This window comes from Rhizomicrobium electricum (assembly GCF_011762045.1).
Lineage (GTDB): Bacteria > Pseudomonadota > Alphaproteobacteria > Micropepsales > Micropepsaceae > Rhizomicrobium > Rhizomicrobium electricum.
On the sequence record NZ_JAASQS010000009.1, the window covers coordinates 184635 to 208383 of the forward strand.

Here is a 23749-nt window from a genome sequence, read left to right on the forward strand (position 1 = left end):
GTTTTCGTGTAGCTGTTGCCCGCTCTTGCGCGTTGTAGGGGGGCCAGATGGGTTGAGCCATGCATACGGCCTTCGAAATCATAATGGGTGCATACCTGTTCGTTCTGTCCAGCGTCTCGCGGCTGGCGAACTGGCTTACCGTCCTCGGCGACGATCCCGCACATCACTACAGCCTCGCTGCCGTGGTGGTGACGTCGCTGCTTCTCGGTCTCGGCTGCAGTCTGTGGGCGATCGTGACTCATTTGCGCCACAGATCTTACCGCGCCTCGATGCGCGCCGCCCTCGCCCGCGCCCAATCCGACGTGCGCTTCCGCGAAGCCATGATTTCCGCATGTCCCGAAGCGATCGCGGTGCTCGGCTCCGATATGAACGCACCGCTCAGCTATCGCGGCGGCGCCGGCCTGTTGCAGTCATGCCTCGACGGCCCCGACGCGCCTGCCCTCGCCGCCAAGCTTGAAGATCTGCTGGCGTCCGGAACCGGATTCGCCGCCACCGTGCGCACCGCAAGCTTCCCGCAGGTTGCCGTGCGCGGCTGTGCCGTCGGCTCCCGTGCTGCCGTCTTCTTCCGCATCGATCGCGCCAGCGACGAACCGGACCACGATTTTGCCGCAATCCTCGACGCCCTGCCGCTGCCGATCTGGATCCGCAACCGGCACCTGGTGCTGACCTGGGCCAATCGCGCGTTTCTGGCGGCGACCGGCTCGGCGACGCTGCGCGAAGCCCTGCTCACCGATGCCAGCCTCGATCGCTCCGAACGCGATCTGGCGCGCACCGCCAGCGAAGGCCGCGACGTGACGGCCGCCAAGCGCTATGCCGTGGTCAACGGCGAGCGGCGCTCGCTGTCGATGGATTTGAAGCGGCTGAACGACCGCTCCATCGCCGGGTTTGCCGTCGACACAACGGCGCTGAGCCGGGCGGAGGCGCAGTTGCAGCTTTCGATCGATGCCTTCGGGGCGGTGCTCAACACGCTTGAAACCGCAGTCGCAATTTTCGGTGCCGATCAGAGACTGGTCTCCTACAACAGCGCTTACGTGCGTATGTGGCATCTGCCCGAAGCCTGGCTCGATGCCCATCCGACCTTCAGCGACGTGCTCGATCGCCTGCGCGAGATGCGGCGCGTCCCCGAACAGCGCAATTTCGCCGCCTGGAAAAAGGAACACCTGCAGCAGTTCCACGAAGCGGGCCAGCATGTACTCGAGACCTGGCACCTGCCGACCGGCATGAGCGTGGACGTCCGCTCGGTGCCGTATCTGCTGGGCGGGACCGTGTATCTCTTCCGCGACATCAGCGAGCGGCTGCGCATGGAAACGACGCACCAGCTCCTCCTCAATACGCAGCGCGCGCTCGTCAACACCGTCGATCAGGCCTTGGCCCTGTTCGGCCCGGACGGCCGGTTGCGCATGCACAACGACGCTTTCACCAAGCTGTGGCAGTTCGCAGAGAGAGAACTCGCGGGCGAGCCGCACCTGACCAAAATCGCCGATCTGTGCGCCGCGCGCATCGGTCGGGACGGCATTTGGAGCATGATCGCGGCCGGCGTGAACGCCAGCGAACCCGAACGCCTCGGAGAATGGGGCGATCTCGCACGGGCCGACGGCAAAGCCCTGTCGCTGGACGTGACCCGCCTGCCCGATGGCGCCACCTTGGTGACGTTCACCGACAACACCGATCTCGCCCAGTTCACCGAAACGCTGTTGAAGCCGAAGGTCGTCACCGCAGCGTGAGCGGCTTTAGTCGGGCGTCCCAGCCAAAATCGGCGCAGCGCGGCGCCTTACGCCCAGAGCTGGGCCACAGTCCGGTCGATCATGTCCGCAAAGGCTTGAACCCGCGACGGCACGACGGCGCTGCCAAACCGCGAGCGTTCGCCGTATTCGCGCAAGGTCTCCAGCCAGTCGCGGCGCTGTTCGAGGCTGATCGAAGAGACGCAGCCGATCAGCACCGGCTCTTCCGGTTCGATGCCCGGTACGGCCAGCATCGGCGACCGCTCCGGCCCGCGCAGGATCGAGCGATATGCAAAAGCCGGCATATCCATCGTCACCACAATGTGCGCCTTGCGCGGTGCCACGCGGGAAAACAGCGTGGTCAGCGGTGCCGGCGGTTTGTCGAACCACAGCGGAAAGACCAAGGCGAGACGGTCCGCCTGCTCGATTTCCGACAGCATGGCGGCGGCGGCCGCATCGGGCTGATCGCCTTCCGCCAGACATTGCAACGAGGACAGGGCCAGTTCGCCGACGCTCACGGACGATGCGTCCCACCCGCCGGTCTTGCCTCCGCGCACATACGCCTGGGTCAGCGCGGCGCAGAACCGCTCCTGGCGCGGATCGGGATGACCATTGACGACGATGAGGCGATGCATACTGGCCTTTTACTCTGGTGGCGGTTCCTATCCGGTTACCGGCTCAGCCGATCCGGCGGCCTTCCATGCCGTAAGCGGACGATCCGCTGCGTTTCACCGGTAGAACGCCGCAGGAGCGCCGGCGGTTTCACGCCGACAGGCGTTGCGCCTGATCGAGCACGCTGCGCGCCGCGACCATCGACTGAATCCATCGCATGATCCGCAGCGGACTGGCATCGCGCGGAATGACATCCATCACGTTGCCGCAATTCAGTTCGGAAATTGCCACTTCCGAGCCCGGATCGACGATCAGGAGTGCCGGCGTGGTAATTCCGTAATCGCGGAATAGCCGAAGCGTGCGATAACCGGCTTCGCCTGCCATGTCGATAACCAGGCAAAGCGCGGCCCCATAGATGCCTGCATCCTCAACAGATTGCGGTGTCCAGACATCCAGACCACATCCCGTGAAGAGTCCGGCAAAGTCCGCGCCGTCGTCATGCCCCGCACTGATCAGACAGATTCCGCGCGTCATGCGATGCCCTTACCTTCAATCGGGAGATCGTGTCCTCTCCCGAGAGGGTGTACAATGCGGTGTTATGCTTACCGTTCCATTCCGGCACAACAGGTATCAGTGCTTCCGCGTACTTTCATTGTTAAGTGCCTATGACAGAATCGCACAGGAACGGTCTGGGTTTGTAAGCTTTGCACACTATTAAGCTTAGCGGCTTGGCGCCGCATGGCGTTTGTCTTGCGCCCGCGGCATTGAAAGCGCGCGAGGCACCGCAATGAACACAAATCCTGCAATCTGCATTGTCGACGACGACGGAGACATCCGCACTTCATTGCGCGTGCTCCTCGAAGCGGCCGATTTCACGGTGCGCGATTACGCCAGTGCGGTCGAGTTTCTCGATGCCGACGTTTTCACTGCAGCGTGCGTGATCGCGGATCTCTGCATGCCCGAAATGGACGGGCTCATGCTTCAGCGCGAAGTGGCCCGCCGCCGCGGCGATCTTCCGGTCGTGTTCGTGTCGGGACACGGCGAAGTCGAACTCGCCGTCAAGGCCATGAAGGCAGGCGCCGTCGACTTCCTCGAGAAGCCCGTCGATGTGGAAACCCTGCTCGCCTCGATCCGCCGCGCGATCGGCATTGGCGAAGATATCAGGGCCAGGAGTGCCGAAGTCCGTACGGCTCGGCGCCTCCTGGCCCTGCTCACCCCCCGGGAGCAACACGTGCTCGACGAACTGGTCGCCGGGCAATCCAACAAAACCACGGCGCAGAAGCTCGGGATTTCACCCCGCACCGTGGAAGTCTATCGCGCGCAGATCATGAACAAGCTCAACGCCCACAGCCTGTCCGACATGGTCCGCATCGCACTGGCGGCTCGCCGCCCGTCCGCAGGCAACTGACCTCCCGTCGCCCTAGTATCCTCCCGCCAGATGACCGCTGCGCGTCATAGCGCCGTAAGCGCGCGGCTGCAGCCGGTTGAGCGAAGCGACGATCGACAGCCGAATCCGATTGAACTCCTTGGTCTCCGCAGTCAGCTGCCCCTTCTTGGCGAGTTCGGTCGCCTCGAATAGCCAGCGGTCGGCGTGCAGCAGTGCAAGGAGGGTCGCCAGCGCAGCCTCTGACTTGTCCGTTTTCGTGCTCGGCGCGGCGGGACGCCGCCTAAGTGCGGCCGTTCGCCCCTTGGTTGCCGGTTTGCGTTTGCTCGTCGTCTGTCTCATTTTTCTGTCCCGGCAAACTTTGCGACGTAGATTTAGCCGAGTAGGAGTCGTCCGTATGCAGAATGGTAGCGAACGGGGTGTTCGCATGAGTGAACACGTGCTCCGGCGCCCGATCCGCGGTCTGACCGACTGGGAAGGCGCCCACCTGTTCCTGGAACTGGTCCGTCGCAGCAGCTTCCGCGCCACCGCCGACCACCTCGGCATTTCCGTTAACACTTTGCGCGCCCGGATCGACGACTTCGAAAAGTCCCTCAAGGTCAAGCTGGTGACCCGCCATGTTGACGGCGTTCGCGTTACGGCAGAAGGCGAACGCATCCTGGAACTGGTCGCCGAAATGGAGAAAACCTCCTTCGAGCTCGTACGCGCCTGCGAACCGGCCCAGAAAACCATGAGCGGCGAAGTCCGCCTGTCGATAACCGAGGGTCTGGGTGCGGTTTGGGTCGGCAACCGGCTGGTCGACTTTCAGCGGCGCTACCCCGAACTGATGGTCGACGTGCACGCGACGATGCAGTCCTCCGACGTGCTGAGGCTGGAGACCGACCTCGCCGTGCAACTCACCCGTCCGACCGCCAAGGATCTCAAGGTGGTCAAGCTCGGGCGCATGCATTTCCATTTCTTCGCGGCGCAGTCCTATATCGACCGCCACGGCCTTCCGAAAAGCATGGCCGATTTCGGTAAACACCGGCTGGTGATACAGACCGATAGCGACGAGAATGCGCGTCGCGTTTACGATAAATACTTTCCCGGTCTTCCCCCCGAAAAATTCATCGCGCAGCGTTCGAACGTATCGAGCGTCCACTACTGGGCGGTGGCGCGCGGCGCCGGGGTTGGGATGCTGCCGACGTACATCTATGCCTACGACACGCCGCTCGTGCCGTTCGACATGCCGATCCGGTATCAGACCGATATCTGGATGACCTATCACGAGAGCGCCGGTCAGATTCCGCGCGTGCGCGCGCTGGCCGACTGGCTGGTCGAAGCGTTCTCGCCGCGGCTCTATCCGTGGTTCCGGGACGAGTACATTCCGCCGTCGGAACTCAGAAAGAAGTACCGCGGCCCGTCTCTCGGCAATCCGCTCGACATCGCGGCCGGCGAGCCCGCGCCACGCACCCCGACGGAACGAAAGAAGCCCAAACGGTAATGTCCGAAAATTAACCGAAAACCGTCAACCTCCGGTTTAGGGTACTAACAAACCTAATTTCCGCGGCGTTGTCATTTCCGGCGTCACGCGCTTTGTATGCTGCCGCAGCCATCATCCGCGGGCGTACATCGCGATGTCTCCAAAAGCAGCCAATTCGATCGATGCCTACGTTGCCGCGCGCCTGCGCACATGTCGTAAGCAACTCGGCCTATCCCAAGCGGAGATCGCCAAGCAACTCGGCGTGACGTTCCAGCAGATCCAGAAATACGAAGCGGGTCTCAACCGCATCGGCGCCGGACGGCTGTTCCAGTTCGCGTCGCTCTACGGCGTGGCCATTCAGGACCTGTTTCCGAAGACCGTTGGGACCGCCGACGGATCGGAGCAATGCAAGAAACAGGATAAAATTACCGCCTTCTCGCTCACCCCCGAAGGCTGGAGCCTGTGCGAAGGCTTCCAGCGCATCAAAAGCGCGCAGCAGCGGCGCATCGTCGTCAACCTGATCCAGCAGATGGGCGAACAGTAACTTACTCCACCGGCATCATGCCAGGCATCATGTTCATGTTGAGGTGATACATGATCCACAGCGAGCCGACGATCAGGATGCCGACGATGATCGCCGCGAACACGAAGGCGGCGTTATTCCAGATCTGACTGGCGCTCCTGTCCATGTGCAGGAAGCACTTCAGATGGACGCCGATCTGCACCACGCCTACGGCGATGATCGCCGGGATCAGCACGCCCGCGGGCGCAGCATGGGTCATCACCAGCCAGAACGGCACCGCCGTCAGGATCACCGACAGGACGAATCCGACGAGGTAGGATTTCACGGTGACGTGGCCGGAACCCGTATCCTCGAACGCGTGGCCGTCTTCGAATTCGTGCTTATCGACCGGCTTTGTCATCACGCCGCTCCCATCAGATAGACGATGCTGAACACACCGATCCAGACGATATCGAGGAAGTGCCAGAACAGGCTGAGCAGCAACAGCCGCGTCCGGTTGACCGCCGTGAGGCCCCGAAGCGCGAGCTGAACGAACATCACGCCCATCCAGACAAGGCCCGATGTCACATGCAGCCCGTGGGTGCCCACCAGGGTGAAGAACCCGGAGAGGAAACCGGAGCGATCGGGGCCGGCGCCTTCGGCGATCAGTTTGCCGAACTCGTGCACTTCCATCGACACGAAGCCGAAGCCGCACAGGAAGGTCAGCGCCAGCCAGACGAATACGGTGCGCAAGTTTCCCGCATTCGCCGCGATCATGGCCATGCCGTAGGTCAGGCTCGACACCAGCAACAGTCCGGTTTCGACCGCGACGAACGACAGGTCGAAAAGTTCGCGCCCCGCCGGTCCGCCGTTGAGATTGTCGCGCAGTACGACGAAGCCGGCGAAGATCGACGCGAACAGCACGCAGTCGCTCATCAGGTAGATCCAGAAGCCGAGCGGCGTCTTGCCGGCATCCGAATGATCGGCGTGGGCGAACTCCCGGTCCTTGACGATCGCGGTCATTGCACCACCTCCGGAGCCTTGACGCCAAAGTGAAGCGCTTCGGTCCGCGCCACGGTTTCGGACGGCACAAACCAGTCGCGATGTTCGTCGAAGCTGTGCCAGATGGTCATTCCCACCATCGCCAGGAAGGCGCCGGCCGCCATCCACCAGATATGCCAGGTCAGCGCAAAGCCGAGCCCGATCGACAGAATGCCGATGATGAAGCCGGTACCGGTATTCTTCGGCATGTGGATCTTGGCATACGACGGTTCGAGCTTGGGCGCCTTGCCCTCCTGCTTCATGGTCCAGAAGGCGTCGATGCCCTTCACCACCGGAACGTTGGCGAAATTATAGAAAGCGGGCGGCGACGAGGTCGCCCATTCGAGCGTGCGCCCGTTCCACGGATCGCCGGTAGTGTCTTTCAGCTTGTCGCGGCGGACGATCGACAGCACCACCTGCAGCACCGTCGCGGCAATGCCGACACCGATGATGACCGCGCCCACGGCGGCGACGATCAGATAGGCATGCCACACCGGATTGTCGACGTGCGCGAGACGCCGGGTCATGCCCATCAGGCCGAGCGCGTAGATCGGCATGAAGGCGATGTAGAAACCGATGAACCAGCTCCAGAACGACACCTTGCCGAGGAACGGATCGAGCTTGAAGCCGGTCGCCTTGGGGAACCAGTAGGAGAAGCCGGCCATGACGCCGAACACCACGCCGCCGATGATCGCGTTGTGGAAGTGGGCGATCAGGAACAGCGAATTGTGCAGCACGAAGTCGGCCGGCGGCACCGCCATCAAGACGCCGGTCATGCCGCCGATCGCGAAGGTGATGATGAAACCGATGGTCCACAACACCGGCACTTCCAGGCGTACCCGGCCGCGATACATCGTGAACAGCCAGTTGAATATCTTCACGCCGGTCGGGATCGAGATGATCATCGTGGTGATGCCGAAGAAGGCATTGACCTTGGCGCCAGAGCCCATGGTGAAGAAGTGGTGCAGCCAGACGATGAACGACAGCACGGTGATGCACATCGTGGCGTAAACCATCGACTTGTAGCCGAACAGCGACTTGCCCGAGAACGTCGCCACGACCTCGGAATAGATGCCGAAGCATGGAATGACGAGGATATAGACCTCGGGGTGGCCCCACGCCCAGATCAGGTTGACGTACATCATCGGGTTGCCGCCGCCGTCATGCGTGAAGAAGTGCATGCCGAAATAGCGGTCGAGGCCGAGCATGGCGAGCGTTACCGTCAGGATCGGGAACGCGGCGACGATCAGCATGTTGGCGCACAGCGTGGTCCAGGTGAAGATCGGCATGTGCATCAGCTTCATGCCGGGCGCGCGCATCTTCAGGATCGTGGTGATGAAGTTCACCCCGGTGAGCAGCGTGCCGATGCCCGATATCTGCAGCGCCCATATGTAATAGTCGACACCGACACCGGGCGAGAACGGCAGCTCCGACAGCGGCGGATAGGCAAGCCATCCGGCGTGGGCGAACTCGCCGATCGCCAGCGAGATGTTGACCAGCATGGCGCCCGCCGCGGTGAGCCAGAAGCTGAGCGAGTTGAGGTAGGGGAACGCCACGTCGCGCGCACCGATCTGCAGCGGCATGACGATGTTCATCAGCCCGATCACGAACGGCATCGCCATGAAGAAGATCATGATGACGCCGTGGGCGGTGAAGACCTGGTCGAAATGCTCCGGCGGCAGGTATCCGGCCGCTCCGGCCGAGGCGATGGCCTGCTGGCTGCGCATCATCAGCGCATCGGCGAAGCCGCGCAGCAGCATGACGAGCGCCAGGATGATGTACATGATGCCGATCTTCTTGTGATCGACGCTGGTCAGCCACTCGTCCCACAACAGCTTCCAGGCCTTGAAATAGGTCAAGGCACCGACCACGGCGAGACCCGCCAGCACCATGCCGCCGACTGCCCCCATGATGATGGGTTCGTGGAACGGAATGGCGTCGAGGGTCAGCTTGCCGAACAGAAAGCTCTCGTTCATAGCATCAGCTCTTTATCGAAATCGGTTTGCCGGTTTTCGGATCGCACAACGGGCCTTTGGGGACCGGTCCCTTGATACGGGCCATGCTCACCGCCTCGTTGGTGCAGATACCGCCGAGGGCACATTGATTGAGGATGCGGTCGTAGAGGCCCTGCTCCACCGTACCGTAAAGCGCGACGGAGTGCGTGCCCGGAGCCGCCAGAGTGCGATAAGCCGCAGTGTCGAGCGGCGTCGCGGCTTTGGCGCGCGCGATCCAGTCCTTGAGCGCGGCAGGTTCCATCGCCAGGGCCTTGAAATTCATGTCGGCAAAGCCGCGACCGGAGTAATTGGCCGAGATGCCGAGATAGCTGCCGGCGTGATCGGCGCGCAGGTTCAGTTGCGACTGCATGCCCGGCATGGTGTAGACCTGGGTTCCGAGCTGCGGCACGAAGAACGCGTTCATCACGCCCGAACTCGTCAGCGAGAAATGCACCGGGCGGCCGACCGGCAGCGCCAGTTCGTTGACCGAAGCGACGCCGTATTCGGGATAGATGAACAGCCACTTCCAATCGAGCGATACCACCTGCACTTCCAGCGGCTTCTGAGCGGAGGCGATCGGGCGGCGCGGATCGAGCGTGTGGGACGAAATCCAGGTGACGGTCCCGAGGATGAGAATAATGACGACCGGTATCGACCACACCACGGCTTCGATGACGGTCGAATGGTTCCAGTTGGGGGCGTAGGTCGCCTTGGTGTTGGAGGCGCGATACTTCCAAGCGAAGGCGACGGTCATACCGATGACCGGCACCACGACCAGAAGCATCAAACCGGTCGCCAGATAAATGATGTCGCGTTCGGCCTCGCCGATCGGCCCCTTCGGGTCGAGCAGAACGGCATCACAGCCGCTGAGGAGAACGGCGGCGACCGCCAGAGTTGCGGCGCGCGCTCCGACTTTGATCCACGATGTCCACTTGGATTTGGGTGACACGCTCGAATCCCTGCTCGCGGCGAATGAACAAGATCCTGGCCAGCCGCAAACGCCGGATCGTTATGTCAAGGTGCTGGTGCCGTTGGGGAATTTCGCGCGCGCGGCGCTTCAGGAAGGATACTCTGCAACTACTCGGTACTGCACTTTGACATTGTTCTAAAGAAAGACAGCGAGGCGTTACAGGCAATCGGCCAAAATGTCGCAAATCACGTTTGGGAGCCACGATGCGCTCGCAACGTTACCCAAATGAAAACGGCTCGCATCACTGCGAGCCGTCTTCGCTTTCCAAATTTACCTCAAGCGCGTCAGGCCGCAGCCTTGGCGGAAGACTCCAGAACCGCCTCGTCTACCGTCAGCAGCGTCGGAAGATCGAGCAGGATGACAAATCCCTGGTCGCGGCGAACCACTCCGGCGATGTAATCGGACCGCCAAGCCACGCCGACATCCGGCGCTCCTTCGATTTGAGATCCACTGAAGCTCGTGACTTCCTGCACCCGGTCCGCAACCAATCCCAGCGACAGAATGCGATCCGCCAGCGGCACGTCCATTACCATGATCCGCGTCGCGGGCGTGGGCGCAACTTTGGGCAGTCCCAATTTGAGACGCAGATCGATCACCGGCGTTCCCCGCCCACGCACATCGATCAGCCCGAGCAGATAGTCCGGTCCTTCGGGAATGCGAAAGAAGGTGCGGTAATCGATGATCTCGCGAACAAAATCGACGGGCACCGCGAAAACTTCCGACTCCAGGCAAAGCGTCACGAACTGGGCTTCGTCTGCCGCGCCGGTCATGTCACGCATACTCCTTGAAATCGCCGTCGGAGGCCTGGTTCGAGGACATATCGAGGGCAAACCCCTGGATACGCGCCTGCTGCTCGGCAACCGTATTCCTGGCCGGCCGCATGGTTGCTCCCTTCGCCGGAGGCTTGGACATGGATCGCACGCTCACGGGAATGGCCGGTGAACCCATATGCCTGGGGGTCGACTTCACCTGCATTCTTCCGGCCGACGCATTGTCGGTGCGGAAATAGGCGATCGACGTCTGCAGCTCTTCGGATTGCGAGGCGAGCTCCTCGCTGGTGGCCGACATCTCCTCCGAGGCGGCGGCATTCTGCTGGGTCACCTTGTCGAGTTGCTGAATGGCTTCGTTGACCTGGGCTGCGCCGATATCCTGCTCGCGGCAGGCGGCGGAAATCTCCGCCACCAGTTCGGCGGTCTTGCGGATATCGGGGACCAAACGAACCAGCATCTCGCCGGCGGTCTGGGCGGCGCGGACCGTTTCACCCGAGAGCGAACTGATTTCGGTCGCCGCCGTCTGGCTGCGTTCGGCCAGCTTGCGCACTTCCGATGCCACCACCGCGAAGCCCTTGCCGTGCTCGCCGGCACGTGCCGCTTCGACTGCCGCGTTCAAGGCCAACAGGTCGGTCTGGCGGGCGATCTCCTGCACGATGGTGATCTTCTCGGCAATGGTCTGCATGGCGTTGACCGCCTTGTTGACCGCCTCGCCCGAGTCTTCGGCGTCCTTGGCCGACTGCCGGGACATCTTTTCCGTCTGCGCAGCATTGTCGGCATTCTGTTTGATGTTGGACGCCATCTGCTCCATCGACGCCGACACTTCCTCGGCCGCCGAGGCCTGTTCGGAGGCGCCCTGGCTCATCTGCTCGGCCGTCGCCGAAAGTTCCTGGCTGCCCGACGAGACATTGGTGGACGCGGAAATCGCATCTCCCACGACGCCGCGCAGGCGCTCGACCATCGTATTAACCGTGTTCACGACATCCCGCACTTCATCGTTCGTCTGCACGGTCGCCGTCTGGGTGAGGTCGCCGGCTGCCACCGCTTCCGTCGCACGCGCGATCTTCTTCAAGCCGGTGCTGACGGACACCATGACCCAAACCGCGAAAGCGATCGCCACGACCACGCCGATGCACGCGACGGCGATGAGAATATTGCGCGTCGACAGATAGGTCTGATCGGCTTCCGCATCGGCCTTTTTGACCTGATCGACGGCCAAGGCGACGATGTCGTCGGACGTCTTCTGCATCGCGAGATTGATGCGATAGAGCTCGCCGAATGCGACCTTTTTGGCCTCATCCATGCGGCCGGCAAGCGCAAATTCCGTCAGCTGGGCGTCCTGAGCCTTCATGTCTTCCCATTGCTGGCGCATCCGCTCGTACTTCGGCTTGCCGATTTCCGACGAAACGCTGTAGCCGTGCTCCAGGTCCTGATCCATTTCTCCCCGGAGACGCGTCAAGGCGTCCGCGTAAGAGCGGCGCTTGCTGGCATCGTCGGTCAGCATCAGGTTCTTTTCGGTTCTGGCGACGTCGAGCAGGTCCGTCTTGACGGCCTGCGCGGTCTTCATCCGCTCCACCGGGCCCGCGACCATCGCCCTCAGCGTCTCGTTCATGGTCGCCAAACCGCCAACACCAAATCCAGCGGCCACGACAAGCATGAGAACTATCAGGCCGAAAGCTAGACCAAGTTTCAGTTTAATCGTGAAGCGCAACTTCTCCTCCCGCGCGTAAAGCGCTGACTGTGACCGTTGGGTTGGCCGGTGAACGGGCTTTCGCTCCGACGCGTGCGCCGAGACGAGAAGTTCAGAAACCGATGTCCGTGCTCATTCATCACACCAATCCCCCGAACACACCGATCGCAAGAAAACGGCGCACCCGGACGACAAACATCAACCGCAGATCAAGACGGCGACACCCGATGCCGCCTTGAGGTTGCCGATCGAAGACGCAACTTCTTGCCAGATACCAACATCACGCCGTTGCGTTGAACCCATGCTAACCGCGACAACCACGGTATGGTCCATTCGGATCATCGAAAAAGGTTCACAGTCTATAAAATATTGAGAAGACATGTCCGATAAGGAAGGCGTGCAAGTCGTGGCGGTTCGAGAGCCACGACGATGATTCGCAGAGCTATCGGTGCGGTGCTCGGCAACGCAAGCGGGGGACGTTATGGTCAGCGCAAATAACGCATCCGATTGAACTCCGGTACTCGATGAAAGCGGAGACAGATCGGATCGCGCACTTCAGTGCGGCCGTTGCACTCATATATGAAACGATCGTCGGAGACGCTCAGCGCGCCGCCGTGGAGCAGGCCGTTTGTGCGCTCGTCGATGCGGACGAGATCGTGTTCACCTGTCAGCGCACCGGTCCGTCGGCGTTGCTTGCGCCGTACAGCGGCACGACCGGCGAAGAATCGGACGACAAGAACGAAACCGTACAGGATCGAGACGGACGCCCTGCCCCGCATGTGCTGTCGCTCGATATCGTCGATCGCGGCTACGACAAGCTGAGGCTGATCGTGGTACGCCATCCCCGTCGCGCGCCGTTCACGGATCGCGATCTGGCGTGGCTATCGCTGCTGCAAGTCCATCTGCAAAACGCCGAGTTCGTCAAAAGCCTGCTTCCCGAAGGCGTGCTCGGAAGCGCCGCGAGCAGCCACCTCGTCCGGACCATGTCCCAAGGGCTCATCATCGTCTCTGCCGATTGCGAGATCCTGTGGTCCAATCCTTCGGCGCAAGACATCCTCGCCGCGCAGCAAGGACTTTCGAACGTCAACGGCCGGCTGCGCGCCGCGCGCGTCTTCGAAAGCACGCGGATCGAGATGCTCATCCGCGAGGCCGCACGGGGACGGCCGGGCGTGATGCTCGTCGAGCAGGCCTCGATGTGGCTGCCTTACGGACTGGCGTTTTCGCCGCTCGACATCGACGCCATGCCCGCATCCGCGCTGTCGCGACCAATCCGGCCGGGTTCCGTACTCGTCGCCATCAAGGATATGCGCCGTCACATCGATGCCATCGCCGCACGGCTGACCGACGTGTTCGGCTTCACCAAGGCCGAACAGCAGATCGCCGCCTTGTTGCTGGCCGGCAAAAGTCTGGCCGACGCGGCGATCGTTCTGGAAAAGTCGCTTTCGACGGTCAAGAAGCAGCTCCGCAGCATGCTGACCAAGACGGGAACGCGCAATCAGGCGGAACTACTGAGCATGTTCCTCTCGGTGCCGAGCCTGATCTGACAAAAACAACGGCCCGCGGTGCCGCGGGGCGGACTTGCCGGATTTGCGGCACCTCAATGGGCTTCGGGTCGCGTAATTTCCGCGTTGCCGTAATGGCCGCCGATCCGGCCGTCGCGAATGAAGTCCCGCATCATGGCAAAATAGCCCGACGCGTAGCGGGTGGAAACGCGCATCCCCTTCGCATCCAGTTCGTAATCCGTCATCCCATGTTCGGCGCCGGGATAGACGGCCAGAGTAAAGCGCTTGCCGTCGGCAATCAGGGATTTGATCCGGCGCGCCGTTTCGGCACTCGGCGCTTCGAGATCGTCGGTGCCCAATACCCAAAGCTGCGGAGTGGTGGAGGCGCGCAGAGCGGGCATAGGCTCATAACGGAATGGCGTGCCGGGCAAGAACTTGGCCGCCGCTTCAACGATCTGCTGCTTGTTGAGTTGCAGGATGAAAAACAGGAAATCTCCGTGCACGTCTTTGTACCAGGGCTCGGGGCTGTATTTTCGTCGAAGGGCGTCGAAGGCTTCGTAACCCTCCCGTCCATATGTCTCGATCACATGTTCGCCGGCGCGCGCCAGCTCGAGCGCCTTCCTGGTGTCTTCCGCCGAGCGGTGATGAAAGTGCATGTCCAGCGCGACGCTCTCCTGATCTTCCTCAAGGATCGTTACCGCGAGACCAAAGCTGATGATCGCATAGTCGACGTGCTCGCGGTTGACGGCGAGCGGCAGAACCCATCCGGCTTCGCTGCCGCCCTGATAACCGATCCGGCCCACCCGCCCGCCGGCAAGCCGCCGCGCTTGATGCATCGCGGTTACCACATCTTCGGCCAGAATATTGAAGTCTTGTGTGTAGGCGCCGCCGGAGGCACCTGTTCCTCGCTTGTCGTAGACGAAGGCACCAATTCCTGTCGCAGGGAACATCCGTTGCAGCTCATAGGTGTCACGTGCTGAATCATGTTCCGCACCGTGGACAAGGACAACGACAGGAACCTTGTTGCTTCCTTTGGTCATGACCAGACGCCCTACCAGCTTGGTGCCGTTGCTTTCGAACGTCGTATCGGTCACGTCAAAGGCAATGCGGCGCCCCATTATTTTTCCGAAATGGATCTCGCCTTTGGCACAATCCGAAAAGGAGACGATTTTGCCGTCCGGGCGCCCGGTCCAACCGTAGGAGCTTGCCCATGATCCGTCTGACCGGCGCGTGAGCCGGCCGGTTTCGCCCGTGAAGGTGCGCCAGCGTAGAAGCCCATTGGTGGCATCATCGATATCGATCACCCGGCCATCGCTCAGTTGATAGCTGCCGATGTGGCAGTCGACAGTGCTCCCGGCGCGCGCCGGCGAAGGGATCGACGCGACCAGGCACGCCACCAGGGCCCGGATCAGGAGCGATCTTTTGCGAGCGGAGAATGCCGCGCCGTTGCAGGCGGCATAGGTCGCCCTATCAACGGCAGCAGCGGCACAAGCAGTGATTTTTGACATCTGAGCCCAGTGAACCAAACCTTTAGTATGGCGCAAATCCTCCGACCTGTATTGGACGGATTCAAGTGGCCGCGCGAGCGGAGAGCTGACGTCACGAAACCTGCCAACAGCAGGCGTCAACTTTGGGAATCGTGCGCTAAATCTCACTCGTTTGGAGTGCGGCCGCATCCGTCAGCAATACCAACTGAAATTCTAGAATTGCAGTATATATTTGCGTCAGTATCAGCGAACTGCCTTGAATGGTGAGAGTTGGGCATGTCGATATTGTCCGAGCCCGCGCATTTGGTCGATCCTCATGCCGAGAGAATTGGGGAAACCTCAGGGGTACGCACCTATCTTGCGCGCGTGGAACAGTCCATCGCCGATGGGCGCGATCGCCCTTGGGACAAAATGTATGGCAAGACGGGCATTGGCATTATGCTTTCCGGATGGTGCGAATACCGCAGCCAAACCGGACACGTGACCGGTGTGCCGGGAACAATTTTCTTCGGAAACCAAGACGAGCATTTTACAGGCCGGTATCTTGGCGCGCCCGGAATACGCAGACTCGCCATTTGGTATGATAACGACTTCCTGGAAAAAATTGCCGATGCGTGCGGGATCGATCACCCCCGCTTTTCCGTTGCGGCACTGCCGCCAGGAAAACCGGCGTATGGCATTTTCCGAGATATGCTTGCCCTTATCGTTGGATCGGGAGATGTAGAATATATCGCAAGCAGTCTGGCCGAGACCGCCCTACTCTTCGGGAGAGAATCCAAATCAAGCCCGCGCATATCGGATCGCGATAGAAAACGCATACTTTCGGCGGTACGCCATATCGACAGTGGCTTTTTCGAGAGCTGCTCCGTTGACGCTCTCGCGGCGATAACGGGCTTCAGCCGTTATCACTTCATGCGTCTCTTCAAAGCCGTGACCGGGCAGAGCGCTAATCAATATGTGATCGCCACGCGTCTACGCGCCGCGGCGGTACGCATCGCGGAAACAAAAGTGCCTGTATCGGATATCGCCTTCGACGTTGGGTTCAACGACATTTCGCATTTCAATACATACTTTCGTGCCGCCTTCGCCTGCTCTCCGCGCCAATTGAGAAACCGCTATCGAAGTTAGGATTGCGGGCATTGCGCGCGGCCAGGAGATCGCCGACGAGCCACAAGGCCGCTGCCATGCAAAGGCTGATCGCAACACCCGCCCAGAGCAGCCACTCCGTCGGATGCGTGACCGCTCCAGGCAGCCACGAGAACAGCGCGAAGCAGATGTACATCAGCCCACCGAGCCGCGTTGCCAGCACCGCAATCCGGTTCGCGATCAAGGACAGGCCGACCGCGAGATGTCCTACCCCCGTCGCGATAGCCCAAAAGACCTGCCCGCCCGGCATCCACGCCGGCACCATCTTCGCGGTCGCCTGGAGCCCCGTGAAGTGCGCAAGAGCGAAGACAATCGAGCAGATGCCGAACACGATGCGCGCCGTCGTCACTCCTGCCGAACCGCCCGCGCGCATCCGGAGCAAGACCGCCCAACTGCCAACCACTACGGATGTCTGCTCGGCCAGGCCCAGTAAGGCTACCGGGCTGGCGGGCGGTCCGATCAATTTCAGCAGATAGCAGACGTCATAGAGCGCGAAGAGGAGCAGCAGGATCATTGCCGCGGCTCGAATAGTGCGCGGGATCAGCAAGCCTGCGCCACCCAGGACAAGCAACCCCGCCGACAAATAGGCGAGCAACTGCCGCGAGGGTATGCTCTGCGGCACCGGTTGCCAGTAGGCTGCGAAGTCGCCTAGCAGGAAACAGGTGATCCCGTACAGGATCGCCGCGCCTCCCAGAAATGCAACGCCTCCACCCGGCCGAAGCAACTGCCTGAGCACCTCTTTGGTCATCATCGAAGGTTGCTTCTTCGTCTCGACCGGTGCCTTACACGGCCCGGCATCGTCGATGCGAGTGGCATGAGCTTGAATTCCAAGTTCGCTGTAGCAACGCACTCCATACTGGCAGCGCGTACATGCAAAGACTTGGGGAATCGTGCGCGAATTATGAAAAAGCTTCGCTCGTGACGGGCATCTGGCGAATGGCGAAAACAAAAACAGCGGGAGTCTCCTCCCGCTGTTTCCGTATCGATATTCGGCGTTCGCTTAGCGCTTCGAGAACTGGAAGCTGCGGCGGGCCTTCGGCTTGCCGTACTTCTTGCGCTCGACGGCGCGCGGGTCGCGGGTAAGGAAGCCGCCCGGCTTGAGCACGCCGCGCAGCGCCGGCTCATAGGCAACGAGCGCACGGCTGAGGCCGTGACGGACCGCACCGGCCTGTCCCGACAATCCGCCGCCCGTGACCGTCACGATCACGTCGAACTGGCCGTCGCGGTTGGCGGCGATCAGCGGCTGACGCACGATCATGCGCAGCACCGGACGGGCGAAGTAGACCTTCTCGTCCTTGCTGTTGATGGTGATGGTGCCCTTGCCCGGCTTCACCCAGACGCGCGCAACGGCGTTCTTACGGCGGCCGGTGGCATAGGCGCGGCCCTTGGCGTCGCGCTTGCCGGCGGCAGGAGCCGCATCCGCGGAGGTGGCGGGCTTCGCCTTAATCAGCGTCGATTTCAGATCGCTGAAGCTCTTCACATCTTCCGCCATGGTCAGGCCGCCTTCACGTGATGCTTGGTGTTCTTGGGATTGAGCTTGCCGACGTCCAGCGCCTCGGGCTGCTGGGCGGCATGCGGATGCTCGGCGCCGGCATAGCAGCGCAGATTGCCAAGCTGACGACGACCCAGCGGGCCCCGCGGCAGCATGCGTTCGACCGCCTTCTCGATGATGCGCTCCGGATGGGCACCGCGCAGGATGTCCTCCGCCCAACGCTCCTTGATGCCGCCGATGTAGCCGGTGTGGTGGTAATACACCTTCTTCTTGGCCTTCTGGCCCGTCAGGACGACTTTGGCTGCGTTGATGATGATGACGTTGTCGCCGCAATCCATATGCGGCGTGTAGGTGGCTTTGTGCTTGCCACGCAGGCGCAACGCGACGAGAGCGGCAAGGCGACCGACGACGAGACCCGTACCGTCGATCACGATCCACTTCTTCTCGATCTCGGAGGCCTTTGCCGAGTAGGTGGTCATGGGATGAATAATCCTTAGAGAGGCGCGCCGTATACGGGCTCGCCTCCGTTCCGTCAAGCGGAAGTGGCCGAAGTTAGGGGATTTTTGTTGTGCGGTAATATATTACCGCTTATCCACCGTCGGTCGCGAAGACGGTAAATCCCAAGAGATGATCGACCACTTCGTCGTCATCGCCGAGCGGGAAATAGGCGGTCTCGCTGTGCATCGGCAGCCGGAGTCGGCAGTGTTCGACCATCCGGCACTTGAACAGCCGCGGCTCGCCTGTCCCTACCACCTCGTCATAGAACCGCTGGCGGTAGTTTGCCTGCATGACGGCGGCGACCTCCGGTTCGCTGGTGCGCCGCCCTTGGAAGTTCCAGCCGACTGCAGATACCGGCACATCACCGACGAAGCGGAATTCGTAGTCGCGACCGCCGTCGATCACGCGGATCAAGGTGGAGTGCTTGGCCAGCCCGCGTAAACCTCGCAGCGTGACCTGACTGCGCGTGGGGAAACGGCGCGCGCCTCTGAGGCTTTGCCAGTAGGCAATGCCTTGGCCGATGACACTGCTCTCCGCCGCATCGACCGGGAAGAAGAGTGGCTTATCGGAAGTCATCGATCCGCTGAAAATGCCCAATGCAGGTAGCCCCGCCCGAATTATGGCGGAGGTTAGGCGGCGAGGCTTAAGGATTGCTAACCCTTCACGCTTCTACGGAGTTTTGTCGCGCGGCGGTTTCCTTGGCCGCCGAACCGGTGGGTGTCCCGTCCATATCACCAGTAAATTTTTGTTATTTATTACATTGCACACTTGCATTGACGGATACTCGCCTAGCATGTGTTATTCGCATGTACAATGTTCCGCGCCGGAACACCGGAGGCATGATGGACGACATGGATCACAAGACAATCGCCGTTGGCGCCAAGACGCGCGGCGCGTGTTGTAGCCCGGACTAGCCTCCCCCCTTTCCCAAACAAGTTTGCCGCCAACCTCGGCGCGTGCCGGGGAACGGATTTCCATTGCCGAATGTCAAGGACCGCCAAATGACCCAATCTTCCGCCCGCTCCCTGCTCCTGCTTTCCACCGCGCTCGCCCTCGTCGGGACTGCGTCCGCCGCTCCCGCGCTCGATGCCGCTGCCAGCGAAACGGTGGTGGTGACCGGTACCCGCACCGAAGGACGCTCCAAGCTCGAGACGCTGGCGCCGGTCGATGTCGTGTCGACGGCCGAAATCCAGAACCGCGGCTCGACCGAATTCGCCGCCGCGCTAGCCGAGACCGTGCCGTCCCTCAATTTCCCGCGCTCGGCGCTGGTAGACGGAACCGACGCCATCCGCCCCGCTACGCTGCGCGGCCTCTCGCCCGATCAGACACTCGTGCTGGTGAACGGCCTTCGTCAGCACGCTTCGGCGCTGGTGAACCTCAACGGTTCGGTCGGCCGCGGCGCGGCAGCGGTGGACCTCAACACCATTCCTTCGGCGGCGCTTGAGACCGTGGAAGTGCTGCGCGACGGCGCCTCGGCGCAATACGGCTCCGATGCCATCGCGGGCGTCGTGAACCTGCGCCTCAAGGAAGCCTCGTCCGGCGGCGGCGCCAGCATCACCGGCGGCGAGTATGTCACGTCGGTGAAGACCGCGCGCGGCGAACGCGACGAACAGGACGGCGCCACCATCACGGTTTCGGCGTGGCAAGGATTTTCGCTCGGCGGCAACGGGTTTCTCACGCTGACCGGCGAATACCTGCATCGCGAAGCGACCGGCCGGTCAGATTACGATCCGCGCGCCGCTGCGGGCGGACGGATTACCGCACGCATCGGCGATCCGCAGATCGATCCGCAATGGTCGTTTGTCGCCAACGCCGGTTACGATATCGACGCCGATTGGCAGGCCTACGGCTGGGTGCAGTATCAGGACCGCCAGAGCAAGAGCGCCGCGTTCCCGCGCCTCTCCGACAACGTCAACAACGTCACGGCGATCTATCCCGACGGATTCCTGCCCAAGATCGGCGTCAGTTCGCAGGACGTCAGCGCGGCAGGCGGCGTGAAAGGAACGCTGCTTGGCTGGAAAACCAATTTCAGCGTCACCTATGGCCGGAACGCGCTCGATTTCTCGACGGTCAACAGCCTGAACGCCACCTATGGCGCTTCGTCTCCGACCAATTTCAACGACGGCAGCCTGATCTACGATCAGATCGTGCTCGACGCTGCGTTCAGCCGCGAATTCGAGATCGGCCTCGCCGGTCCGCTCAACGTCGCCTGGGGCCTGGAAGAGCGCTTCGAGAACTACAAGATCGAAGCCGGCCAGCACGAAAGCTGGGATCGCGGACCGCTTGGGTCGGACACCACCAAGGCGGGCGGCGCACAAGGCTTCGTCGGCTTCCAGCCTTCGAATGCCGTCGATCGGGATCGCAACAACTTCGCCGCTTACGTCGATCTCGAAGCGCCGGTGACGACCGAACTCACGGTCGGCGGCGCGTTGCGCGTTGAACATTACTCCGACTTCGGCGACAAGGTGACCGGCAAGGTGTCGGCCCGTTACGATTTCAGTCCGAACTTCGCACTGCGCGGATCGTTCCAGACCGGCTTCCGTGCGCCGTCGCTGCAACAGTCCTATTTCACGTCGACCTCGTCGGTGATCCAGACGACCGGCGGAACCTCCACTGTCGTCGAAACCGGCACCTTCCCCGCTACCAGCCCGATCGCAACGGCGCTCGGCGGCAAAGCACTCAAGCCGGAGAAGTCGAAGAACTACTCGGTCGGCGCCGTGGTGCGGTTCGGCGGCTTCGATCTCACCGTCGACGCTTACCGCATCGATATCGACGACCAGATCGTGCTGTCGGAACTCATCAACCGCAGCTTCTCGACACAAGTGGCCTCGCTGCTCGATCCGCTGAACGTGCAGGCGGCGCGGTTCTTCCTCAACGGCGTCGCCAGCCGGACCCGCGGCATCGATGCCGTCGGCCACTACCGCCTGCCCGCCGATGCCTTCGGTACCTTCGATTTCACGCTGGCGGCCAACTACAATGATGTCGCGGTGACGAAAGTTCCGACCAATTCGTCGGTGCTCAATCCGGTGCCGACGCTGTTCGCACGCCAGCGCATCCTGACGCTGACCAACGGCACGCCGGAATACAAGGTCACGGCATCGACCGACTGGAACCTCGACAAGTTCGGCGCCACGTTGCGGGCGACTTATTACGGCGACGTGCTGCAGCCGGCCTCGACCGCCTCGGGCGATTATTGGACCGGCAACAAACTGCTGATCGATCTCGAAACCCGCTATCAGGTGACCGACAATGTCGGCGTGGCAGTTGGCGCCGACAATCTGCTCGACACCTATCCCAACGCGGTACCGCTGGCGCTGAATTCCAACGGCGTGCTCGGCTTCCCGTACTACTCGCCGTTCGGCTTCAACGGCCGCTATGTGTATGGCCGCCTGAACGTGAAGTGGTAATAGCGAAGGGGCGGTTTCGGCCGCCCCTTTTCTCCGTATGTCCTACGTACTCCCCACAGCGGCATTTGGCGCCGTTCCGTGCATGCGAGAGATTCGTAAGGCTGACGGCGGATCTTTGCCGATGCCGCAATGGGTTTCGCCGCCGACGTTTTCATCTGTTTCAAGAAAACCGCGGATTTCCGCGGCCGGGCGCGGCGGCGCGAGTTCTGGTCATTTCTGGCGTTCTGGATCGCCGTCGCCGTTGCGAGCGTGATGGCGTTCGAAATTCCACCCGGCCCGATGAACACCACCACTGCGCTCGCGATGCTCGCCCGAGCGCCGGTGTTGCTGATCCCGCTGGTGTTGTTTGCGCCGCTTGCGGCAGTGGCGGTCCGGCGGCTGCACGACATCGGGTTATCCGGCTGGTGGCTGGTTTCGGCGGCGGCACCGGTGCCGGTGCTCGATGTTCTCATCGTCGGAGCGCAGGTGGTGTGCTTCGCCAAGCCCGGAACCGCCGGTCCCAATCGCTACGGACCCGACCCGCGGGCGTAATAGGCTGCTATTATTCGCAGGCCGCCTCGGCGTCTGGGGAGCACGGCACTACCGCTCCGGTCTTGGGATATACAGTGTAGCGCAACACCCCGTGGCCGTGCGCCTGCCCGCAGCGAACATCCCAGGCTTTCCCATTCACTGCACGCATCGATGCAATCCTGGCACAAGAGACATGCTTTTCCCGGAACAGCGTGCGGGCAACGCTGCGGTTGAGCGGATCGCGGATTTCCTCGCCCGGCTGGAATTTCGAGTAATCTGATGTCGTCGGTGTTTCTTCCGGTCTGTACCAGTCCGTTGTGATCGCCAACCCAATCAGTATCGCCAAGCCCGGTCCCAACACGACGAACAGCGGCCATACCGGTAAGGGGCCAGGTTTCCATTCCCCGCATTCCCGACAGCGGATTGTGTTCTTGTCGATCTCCTTGCCGCAATGGCGGCAGACGATCGGATCCGGTTTCTGAACACCCTCGATCACCCGTCGCACAATGCGGAACAGAATTTCGACTACTGCGAGATTGGCGAGAAATACAATCAGATCTTCTAGCCTTCCTCGACCACGACCGAGATGGGGCGGCCATGTCACCGACGCCAGCACGAAGATATCAGCAACAGCAACCGCTCCGATGACAACCCAAAACCAAACCGTGTCGCGATATTTCCAGCGTATTTGTGCGACCATGACTAGGCTCCCGGCCATCCCGGCAGCCGGCATCGCGATCGCCTCCTGGCCCGCGGCGAGTAAGGCGATGACCACAACGACCATCACAATCAGCATCAGGCAACCTTGCCGACGCTCCTTGCGATATTCGCTTTTCTCGCTATCAGACGTCATCGCCCTGCCGGCACCTTTGATAGTGCCTCCCCCCTCCTCACGACCCTACCAAGCCATCGCTCCGAAGTCGTCCAGGAATGCCGTCGCAGCCTCTTGGGATTTTCCCGCAAATGGCCTAAATAGGTGCACGCGATTTGCGCAATTTTCCAACGCCGGACCGTGAAACCGATGCCGACCTATCCCGACGACCTCATTAAGTCGATCCTGCGCAACAACCGCTACATCGCCATGGTGGGCGCCAGCGGCAACGAAATGCGGCCGAGCTACTTCGCGATGAAGTATCTCCTCGACAAAGGCTATCGCGTGCGGCCGGTGAACCCCGGATTGGCGGGGAAGAAGATCCTGAACCAGGACGTCTATGCTTCGCTCAAGGACGTTCCAGCGCCGATCGAGATCGTCGACATCTTCCGCGGGCCGGAATACGCGCCGGCCATCGTGAAAGAGGCGCTGGCAGAACGCGAGCGGCTCGGCATCAAGGTGATCTGGATGCAGCTCACGGTCATCAACGAAGAAGCGGCGAAGATGGCCGAAGATGCAGGGCTTACGGTCATCATGGATCGCTGCCCCAAGATCGAATACGGCCGCTTCTGCGGCGAGATCGGCTGGATGGGCATCAATCGCAAGCTGATCGACAACCGCAAGCCAAAATTGTTCGGCAAAGGCGGTTCGCTGATGATCGATGACAAGAGACGCGCCTGATCTGAGAAT

At 61.6% G+C, this 23749-nt stretch carries 24 protein-coding genes; 9 read left to right on the forward strand and 15 right to left on the reverse strand.

Translation table 11 applies throughout. From position 1 onward, the window contains the following. The first annotated feature begins 83 nt into the window (after nucleotides 1–83). Nucleotides 84–1724 (forward strand): PAS-domain containing protein, encoded by a 1641-nt coding sequence (locus tag FHS84_RS18055; protein ID WP_166936924.1) that lies wholly within the window; start codon nucleotides 84–86, stop codon nucleotides 1722–1724. Nucleotides 1725–1771: 47 nt separating this feature from the next. On the opposite strand, the gene FHS84_RS18060 is transcribed toward FHS84_RS18055, so the two are convergent. Beyond that, complete coding sequence (locus FHS84_RS18060; protein WP_166936925.1) at nucleotides 1772–2356, reverse strand: NAD(P)H-dependent oxidoreductase; 585 nt, start codon at nucleotides 2354–2356, stop codon at nucleotides 1772–1774. A gap of 127 nt (nucleotides 2357–2483) precedes the next feature. Beyond that, nucleotides 2484–2867: a hypothetical protein gene (locus FHS84_RS18065; RefSeq protein WP_166936926.1), complete on the reverse strand. Its 384-nt coding sequence runs from the start codon at nucleotides 2865–2867 to the stop codon at nucleotides 2484–2486. A 253-nt stretch (nucleotides 2868–3120) separates the two neighbouring features. Between FHS84_RS18065 and FHS84_RS18070 the strand changes: the two genes are divergently transcribed. Beyond that, the gene (locus FHS84_RS18070; protein ID WP_166936927.1) at nucleotides 3121–3741 is read left to right on the forward strand and encodes a response regulator transcription factor; all 621 of its coding nucleotides are present in this window, start codon (nucleotides 3121–3123) and stop codon (nucleotides 3739–3741) included. A 12-nt stretch (nucleotides 3742–3753) separates the two neighbouring features. Here the strand turns inward: FHS84_RS18070 and FHS84_RS18075 are convergent, their stop codons facing one another. Beyond that, entirely contained in the window at nucleotides 3754–4059 is a 306-nt protein-coding gene (locus FHS84_RS18075; protein WP_166936928.1) for a hypothetical protein, read from the reverse strand. An 85-nt stretch (nucleotides 4060–4144) separates the two neighbouring features. Between FHS84_RS18075 and FHS84_RS18080 the strand changes: the two genes are divergently transcribed. Together FHS84_RS18080 and FHS84_RS18085 are read left to right on the forward strand one after the other, a co-directional pair. Continuing rightward, nucleotides 4145–5200, forward strand: a complete 1056-nt coding sequence (locus tag FHS84_RS18080; RefSeq protein ID WP_166936929.1) for a LysR family transcriptional regulator — start codon at nucleotides 4145–4147, stop codon at nucleotides 5198–5200. Between the two features lie 133 nt (nucleotides 5201–5333). Then, entirely contained in the window at nucleotides 5334–5723 is a 390-nt protein-coding gene (locus FHS84_RS18085) for a helix-turn-helix domain-containing protein (RefSeq protein ID WP_166936930.1), read from the forward strand. A gap of 1 nt (nucleotide 5724) precedes the next feature. Here FHS84_RS18085 and cyoD read toward each other — a convergent pair whose 3' ends face one another. The 6 genes from cyoD to FHS84_RS18115 all read right to left on the reverse strand — a co-directional run bounded on the left by cyoD (nucleotide 5725) and on the right by FHS84_RS18115 (nucleotide 12167). After that, nucleotides 5725–6102: a cytochrome o ubiquinol oxidase subunit IV gene (cyoD, locus tag FHS84_RS18090; protein WP_166936931.1), complete on the reverse strand. Its 378-nt coding sequence runs from the start codon at nucleotides 6100–6102 to the stop codon at nucleotides 5725–5727. Beyond that, complete coding sequence (cyoC, locus tag FHS84_RS18095) at nucleotides 6102–6704, reverse strand: cytochrome o ubiquinol oxidase subunit III (protein WP_166936932.1); 603 nt, start codon at nucleotides 6702–6704, stop codon at nucleotides 6102–6104. The genes cyoD and cyoC overlap by 1 nt, the downstream gene beginning before the upstream one ends. Then, nucleotides 6701–8683: a cytochrome o ubiquinol oxidase subunit I gene (gene cyoB / locus FHS84_RS18100; protein WP_166937053.1), complete on the reverse strand. Its 1983-nt coding sequence runs from the start codon at nucleotides 8681–8683 to the stop codon at nucleotides 6701–6703. The genes cyoC and cyoB overlap by 4 nt, the downstream gene beginning before the upstream one ends. 19 nt (nucleotides 8684–8702) lie before the next feature. Next, complete coding sequence (gene cyoA, locus FHS84_RS18105) at nucleotides 8703–9665, reverse strand: ubiquinol oxidase subunit II (protein ID WP_208393951.1); 963 nt, start codon at nucleotides 9663–9665, stop codon at nucleotides 8703–8705. Nucleotides 9666–9970: 305 nt separating this feature from the next. After that, on the reverse strand, nucleotides 9971–10456 hold the full coding sequence (locus FHS84_RS18110) for a chemotaxis protein CheW (RefSeq protein ID WP_166936933.1): 486 nt from the start codon (nucleotides 10454–10456) through the stop codon (nucleotides 9971–9973). 1 nt (nucleotide 10457) lies between these two features. Beyond that, the gene (locus FHS84_RS18115; protein ID WP_166936934.1) at nucleotides 10458–12167 is read right to left on the reverse strand and encodes a methyl-accepting chemotaxis protein; all 1710 of its coding nucleotides are present in this window, start codon (nucleotides 12165–12167) and stop codon (nucleotides 10458–10460) included. Nucleotides 12168–12670: 503 nt separating this feature from the next. Between FHS84_RS18115 and FHS84_RS18120 the strand changes: the two genes are divergently transcribed. Then, nucleotides 12671–13690, forward strand: coding sequence for a helix-turn-helix transcriptional regulator (locus FHS84_RS18120; RefSeq protein ID WP_166936935.1), 1020 nt, complete (start codon nucleotides 12671–12673; stop codon nucleotides 13688–13690). A gap of 53 nt (nucleotides 13691–13743) precedes the next feature. Here FHS84_RS18120 and FHS84_RS18125 read toward each other — a convergent pair whose 3' ends face one another. Beyond that, a complete protein-coding gene (locus tag FHS84_RS18125; RefSeq protein ID WP_166936936.1) occupies nucleotides 13744–15156 on the reverse strand; it encodes an alpha/beta hydrolase family protein in 1413 nt (470 codons plus the stop codon). A 255-nt stretch (nucleotides 15157–15411) separates the two neighbouring features. On the opposite strand from FHS84_RS18125, the gene FHS84_RS18130 reads away from it, so the two are divergent. Continuing rightward, complete coding sequence (locus tag FHS84_RS18130) at nucleotides 15412–16263, forward strand: helix-turn-helix domain-containing protein (protein ID WP_166936937.1); 852 nt, start codon at nucleotides 15412–15414, stop codon at nucleotides 16261–16263. Here the strand turns inward: FHS84_RS18130 and FHS84_RS18135 are convergent. The 4 genes from FHS84_RS18135 to FHS84_RS18150 form a co-directional block, all read right to left on the reverse strand. Beyond that, nucleotides 16196–17032, reverse strand: coding sequence for a hypothetical protein (locus FHS84_RS18135; protein WP_166936938.1), 837 nt, complete (start codon nucleotides 17030–17032; stop codon nucleotides 16196–16198). The two genes, FHS84_RS18130 and FHS84_RS18135, sit on opposite strands and share 68 nt — an antisense overlap. Nucleotides 17033–17281: 249 nt before the next feature. Beyond that, nucleotides 17282–17773, reverse strand: coding sequence for a 30S ribosomal protein S9 (gene rpsI, locus FHS84_RS18140; RefSeq protein WP_166936939.1), 492 nt, complete (start codon nucleotides 17771–17773; stop codon nucleotides 17282–17284). A gap of 2 nt (nucleotides 17774–17775) precedes the next feature. Then, complete coding sequence (rplM, locus tag FHS84_RS18145) at nucleotides 17776–18252, reverse strand: 50S ribosomal protein L13 (RefSeq protein WP_166936940.1); 477 nt, start codon at nucleotides 18250–18252, stop codon at nucleotides 17776–17778. Nucleotides 18253–18361: 109 nt separating this feature from the next. Then, nucleotides 18362–18868, reverse strand: coding sequence for a PAS domain-containing protein (locus tag FHS84_RS18150; protein ID WP_166936941.1), 507 nt, complete (start codon nucleotides 18866–18868; stop codon nucleotides 18362–18364). A gap of 404 nt (nucleotides 18869–19272) precedes the next feature. Between FHS84_RS18150 and FHS84_RS18155 the strand changes: the two genes are divergently transcribed. Next, nucleotides 19273–21678: a TonB-dependent receptor plug domain-containing protein gene (locus FHS84_RS18155; protein WP_166936942.1), complete on the forward strand. Its 2406-nt coding sequence runs from the start codon at nucleotides 19273–19275 to the stop codon at nucleotides 21676–21678. 129 nt (nucleotides 21679–21807) lie between these two features. Next, nucleotides 21808–22209 (forward strand): DUF805 domain-containing protein, encoded by a 402-nt coding sequence (locus FHS84_RS18160; RefSeq protein ID WP_166936943.1) that lies wholly within the window; start codon nucleotides 21808–21810, stop codon nucleotides 22207–22209. 10 nt (nucleotides 22210–22219) lie between these two features. Here FHS84_RS18160 and FHS84_RS18165 read toward each other — a convergent pair whose 3' ends face one another. Next, on the reverse strand, nucleotides 22220–23041 hold the full coding sequence (locus tag FHS84_RS18165; protein ID WP_166936944.1) for a hypothetical protein: 822 nt from the start codon (nucleotides 23039–23041) through the stop codon (nucleotides 22220–22222). Nucleotides 23042–23209: 168 nt separating this feature from the next. Here FHS84_RS18165 and FHS84_RS18170 point away from each other — a divergent pair, with 168 nt between their 5' ends. Beyond that, nucleotides 23210–23740: a CoA-binding protein gene (locus FHS84_RS18170; RefSeq protein WP_166936945.1), complete on the forward strand. Its 531-nt coding sequence runs from the start codon at nucleotides 23210–23212 to the stop codon at nucleotides 23738–23740. Nucleotides 23741–23749: the final 9 nt, after the last annotated feature.

Excerpts from the sequence above, each read along its gene's own strand:
- FHS84_RS18055 (WP_166936924.1), top strand. The coding sequence starts at position 84 with ATGGGTGCATACCTGTTCGTTCTGTCCAGCGTCTCGCGGCTGGCGAAC.
- FHS84_RS18060 (WP_166936925.1), bottom strand. The coding sequence starts at position 2,356 with ATGCATCGCCTCATCGTCGTCAATGGTCATCCCGATCCGCGCCAGGAG.
- FHS84_RS18065 (WP_166936926.1), bottom strand. The coding sequence starts at position 2,867 with ATGACGCGCGGAATCTGTCTGATCAGTGCGGGGCATGACGACGGCGCG.
- FHS84_RS18070 (WP_166936927.1), top strand. The coding sequence starts at position 3,121 with ATGAACACAAATCCTGCAATCTGCATTGTCGACGACGACGGAGACATC.
- FHS84_RS18075 (WP_166936928.1), bottom strand. The coding sequence starts at position 4,059 with ATGAGACAGACGACGAGCAAACGCAAACCGGCAACCAAGGGGCGAACG.
- FHS84_RS18080 (WP_166936929.1), top strand. The coding sequence starts at position 4,145 with ATGAGTGAACACGTGCTCCGGCGCCCGATCCGCGGTCTGACCGACTGG.
- FHS84_RS18085 (WP_166936930.1), top strand. The coding sequence starts at position 5,334 with ATGTCTCCAAAAGCAGCCAATTCGATCGATGCCTACGTTGCCGCGCGC.
- cyoD (WP_166936931.1), bottom strand. The coding sequence starts at position 6,102 with ATGACAAAGCCGGTCGATAAGCACGAATTCGAAGACGGCCACGCGTTC.
- cyoC (WP_166936932.1), bottom strand. The coding sequence starts at position 6,704 with ATGACCGCGATCGTCAAGGACCGGGAGTTCGCCCACGCCGATCATTCG.
- FHS84_RS18110 (WP_166936933.1), bottom strand. The coding sequence starts at position 10,456 with ATGACCGGCGCGGCAGACGAAGCCCAGTTCGTGACGCTTTGCCTGGAG.
- FHS84_RS18120 (WP_166936935.1), top strand. The coding sequence starts at position 12,671 with ATGAAAGCGGAGACAGATCGGATCGCGCACTTCAGTGCGGCCGTTGCA.
- FHS84_RS18125 (WP_166936936.1), bottom strand. The coding sequence starts at position 15,156 with ATGTCAAAAATCACTGCTTGTGCCGCTGCTGCCGTTGATAGGGCGACC.
- FHS84_RS18130 (WP_166936937.1), top strand. The coding sequence starts at position 15,412 with ATGTCGATATTGTCCGAGCCCGCGCATTTGGTCGATCCTCATGCCGAG.
- FHS84_RS18135 (WP_166936938.1), bottom strand. The coding sequence starts at position 17,032 with ATGATGACCAAAGAGGTGCTCAGGCAGTTGCTTCGGCCGGGTGGAGGC.
- rpsI (WP_166936939.1), bottom strand. The coding sequence starts at position 17,773 with ATGGCGGAAGATGTGAAGAGCTTCAGCGATCTGAAATCGACGCTGATT.
- rplM (WP_166936940.1), bottom strand. The coding sequence starts at position 18,252 with ATGACCACCTACTCGGCAAAGGCCTCCGAGATCGAGAAGAAGTGGATC.
- FHS84_RS18155 (WP_166936942.1), top strand. The coding sequence starts at position 19,273 with ATGACCCAATCTTCCGCCCGCTCCCTGCTCCTGCTTTCCACCGCGCTC.
- FHS84_RS18160 (WP_166936943.1), top strand. The coding sequence starts at position 21,808 with ATGGGTTTCGCCGCCGACGTTTTCATCTGTTTCAAGAAAACCGCGGAT.
- FHS84_RS18165 (WP_166936944.1), bottom strand. The coding sequence starts at position 23,041 with ATGACGTCTGATAGCGAGAAAAGCGAATATCGCAAGGAGCGTCGGCAA.
- FHS84_RS18170 (WP_166936945.1), top strand. The coding sequence starts at position 23,210 with ATGCCGACCTATCCCGACGACCTCATTAAGTCGATCCTGCGCAACAAC.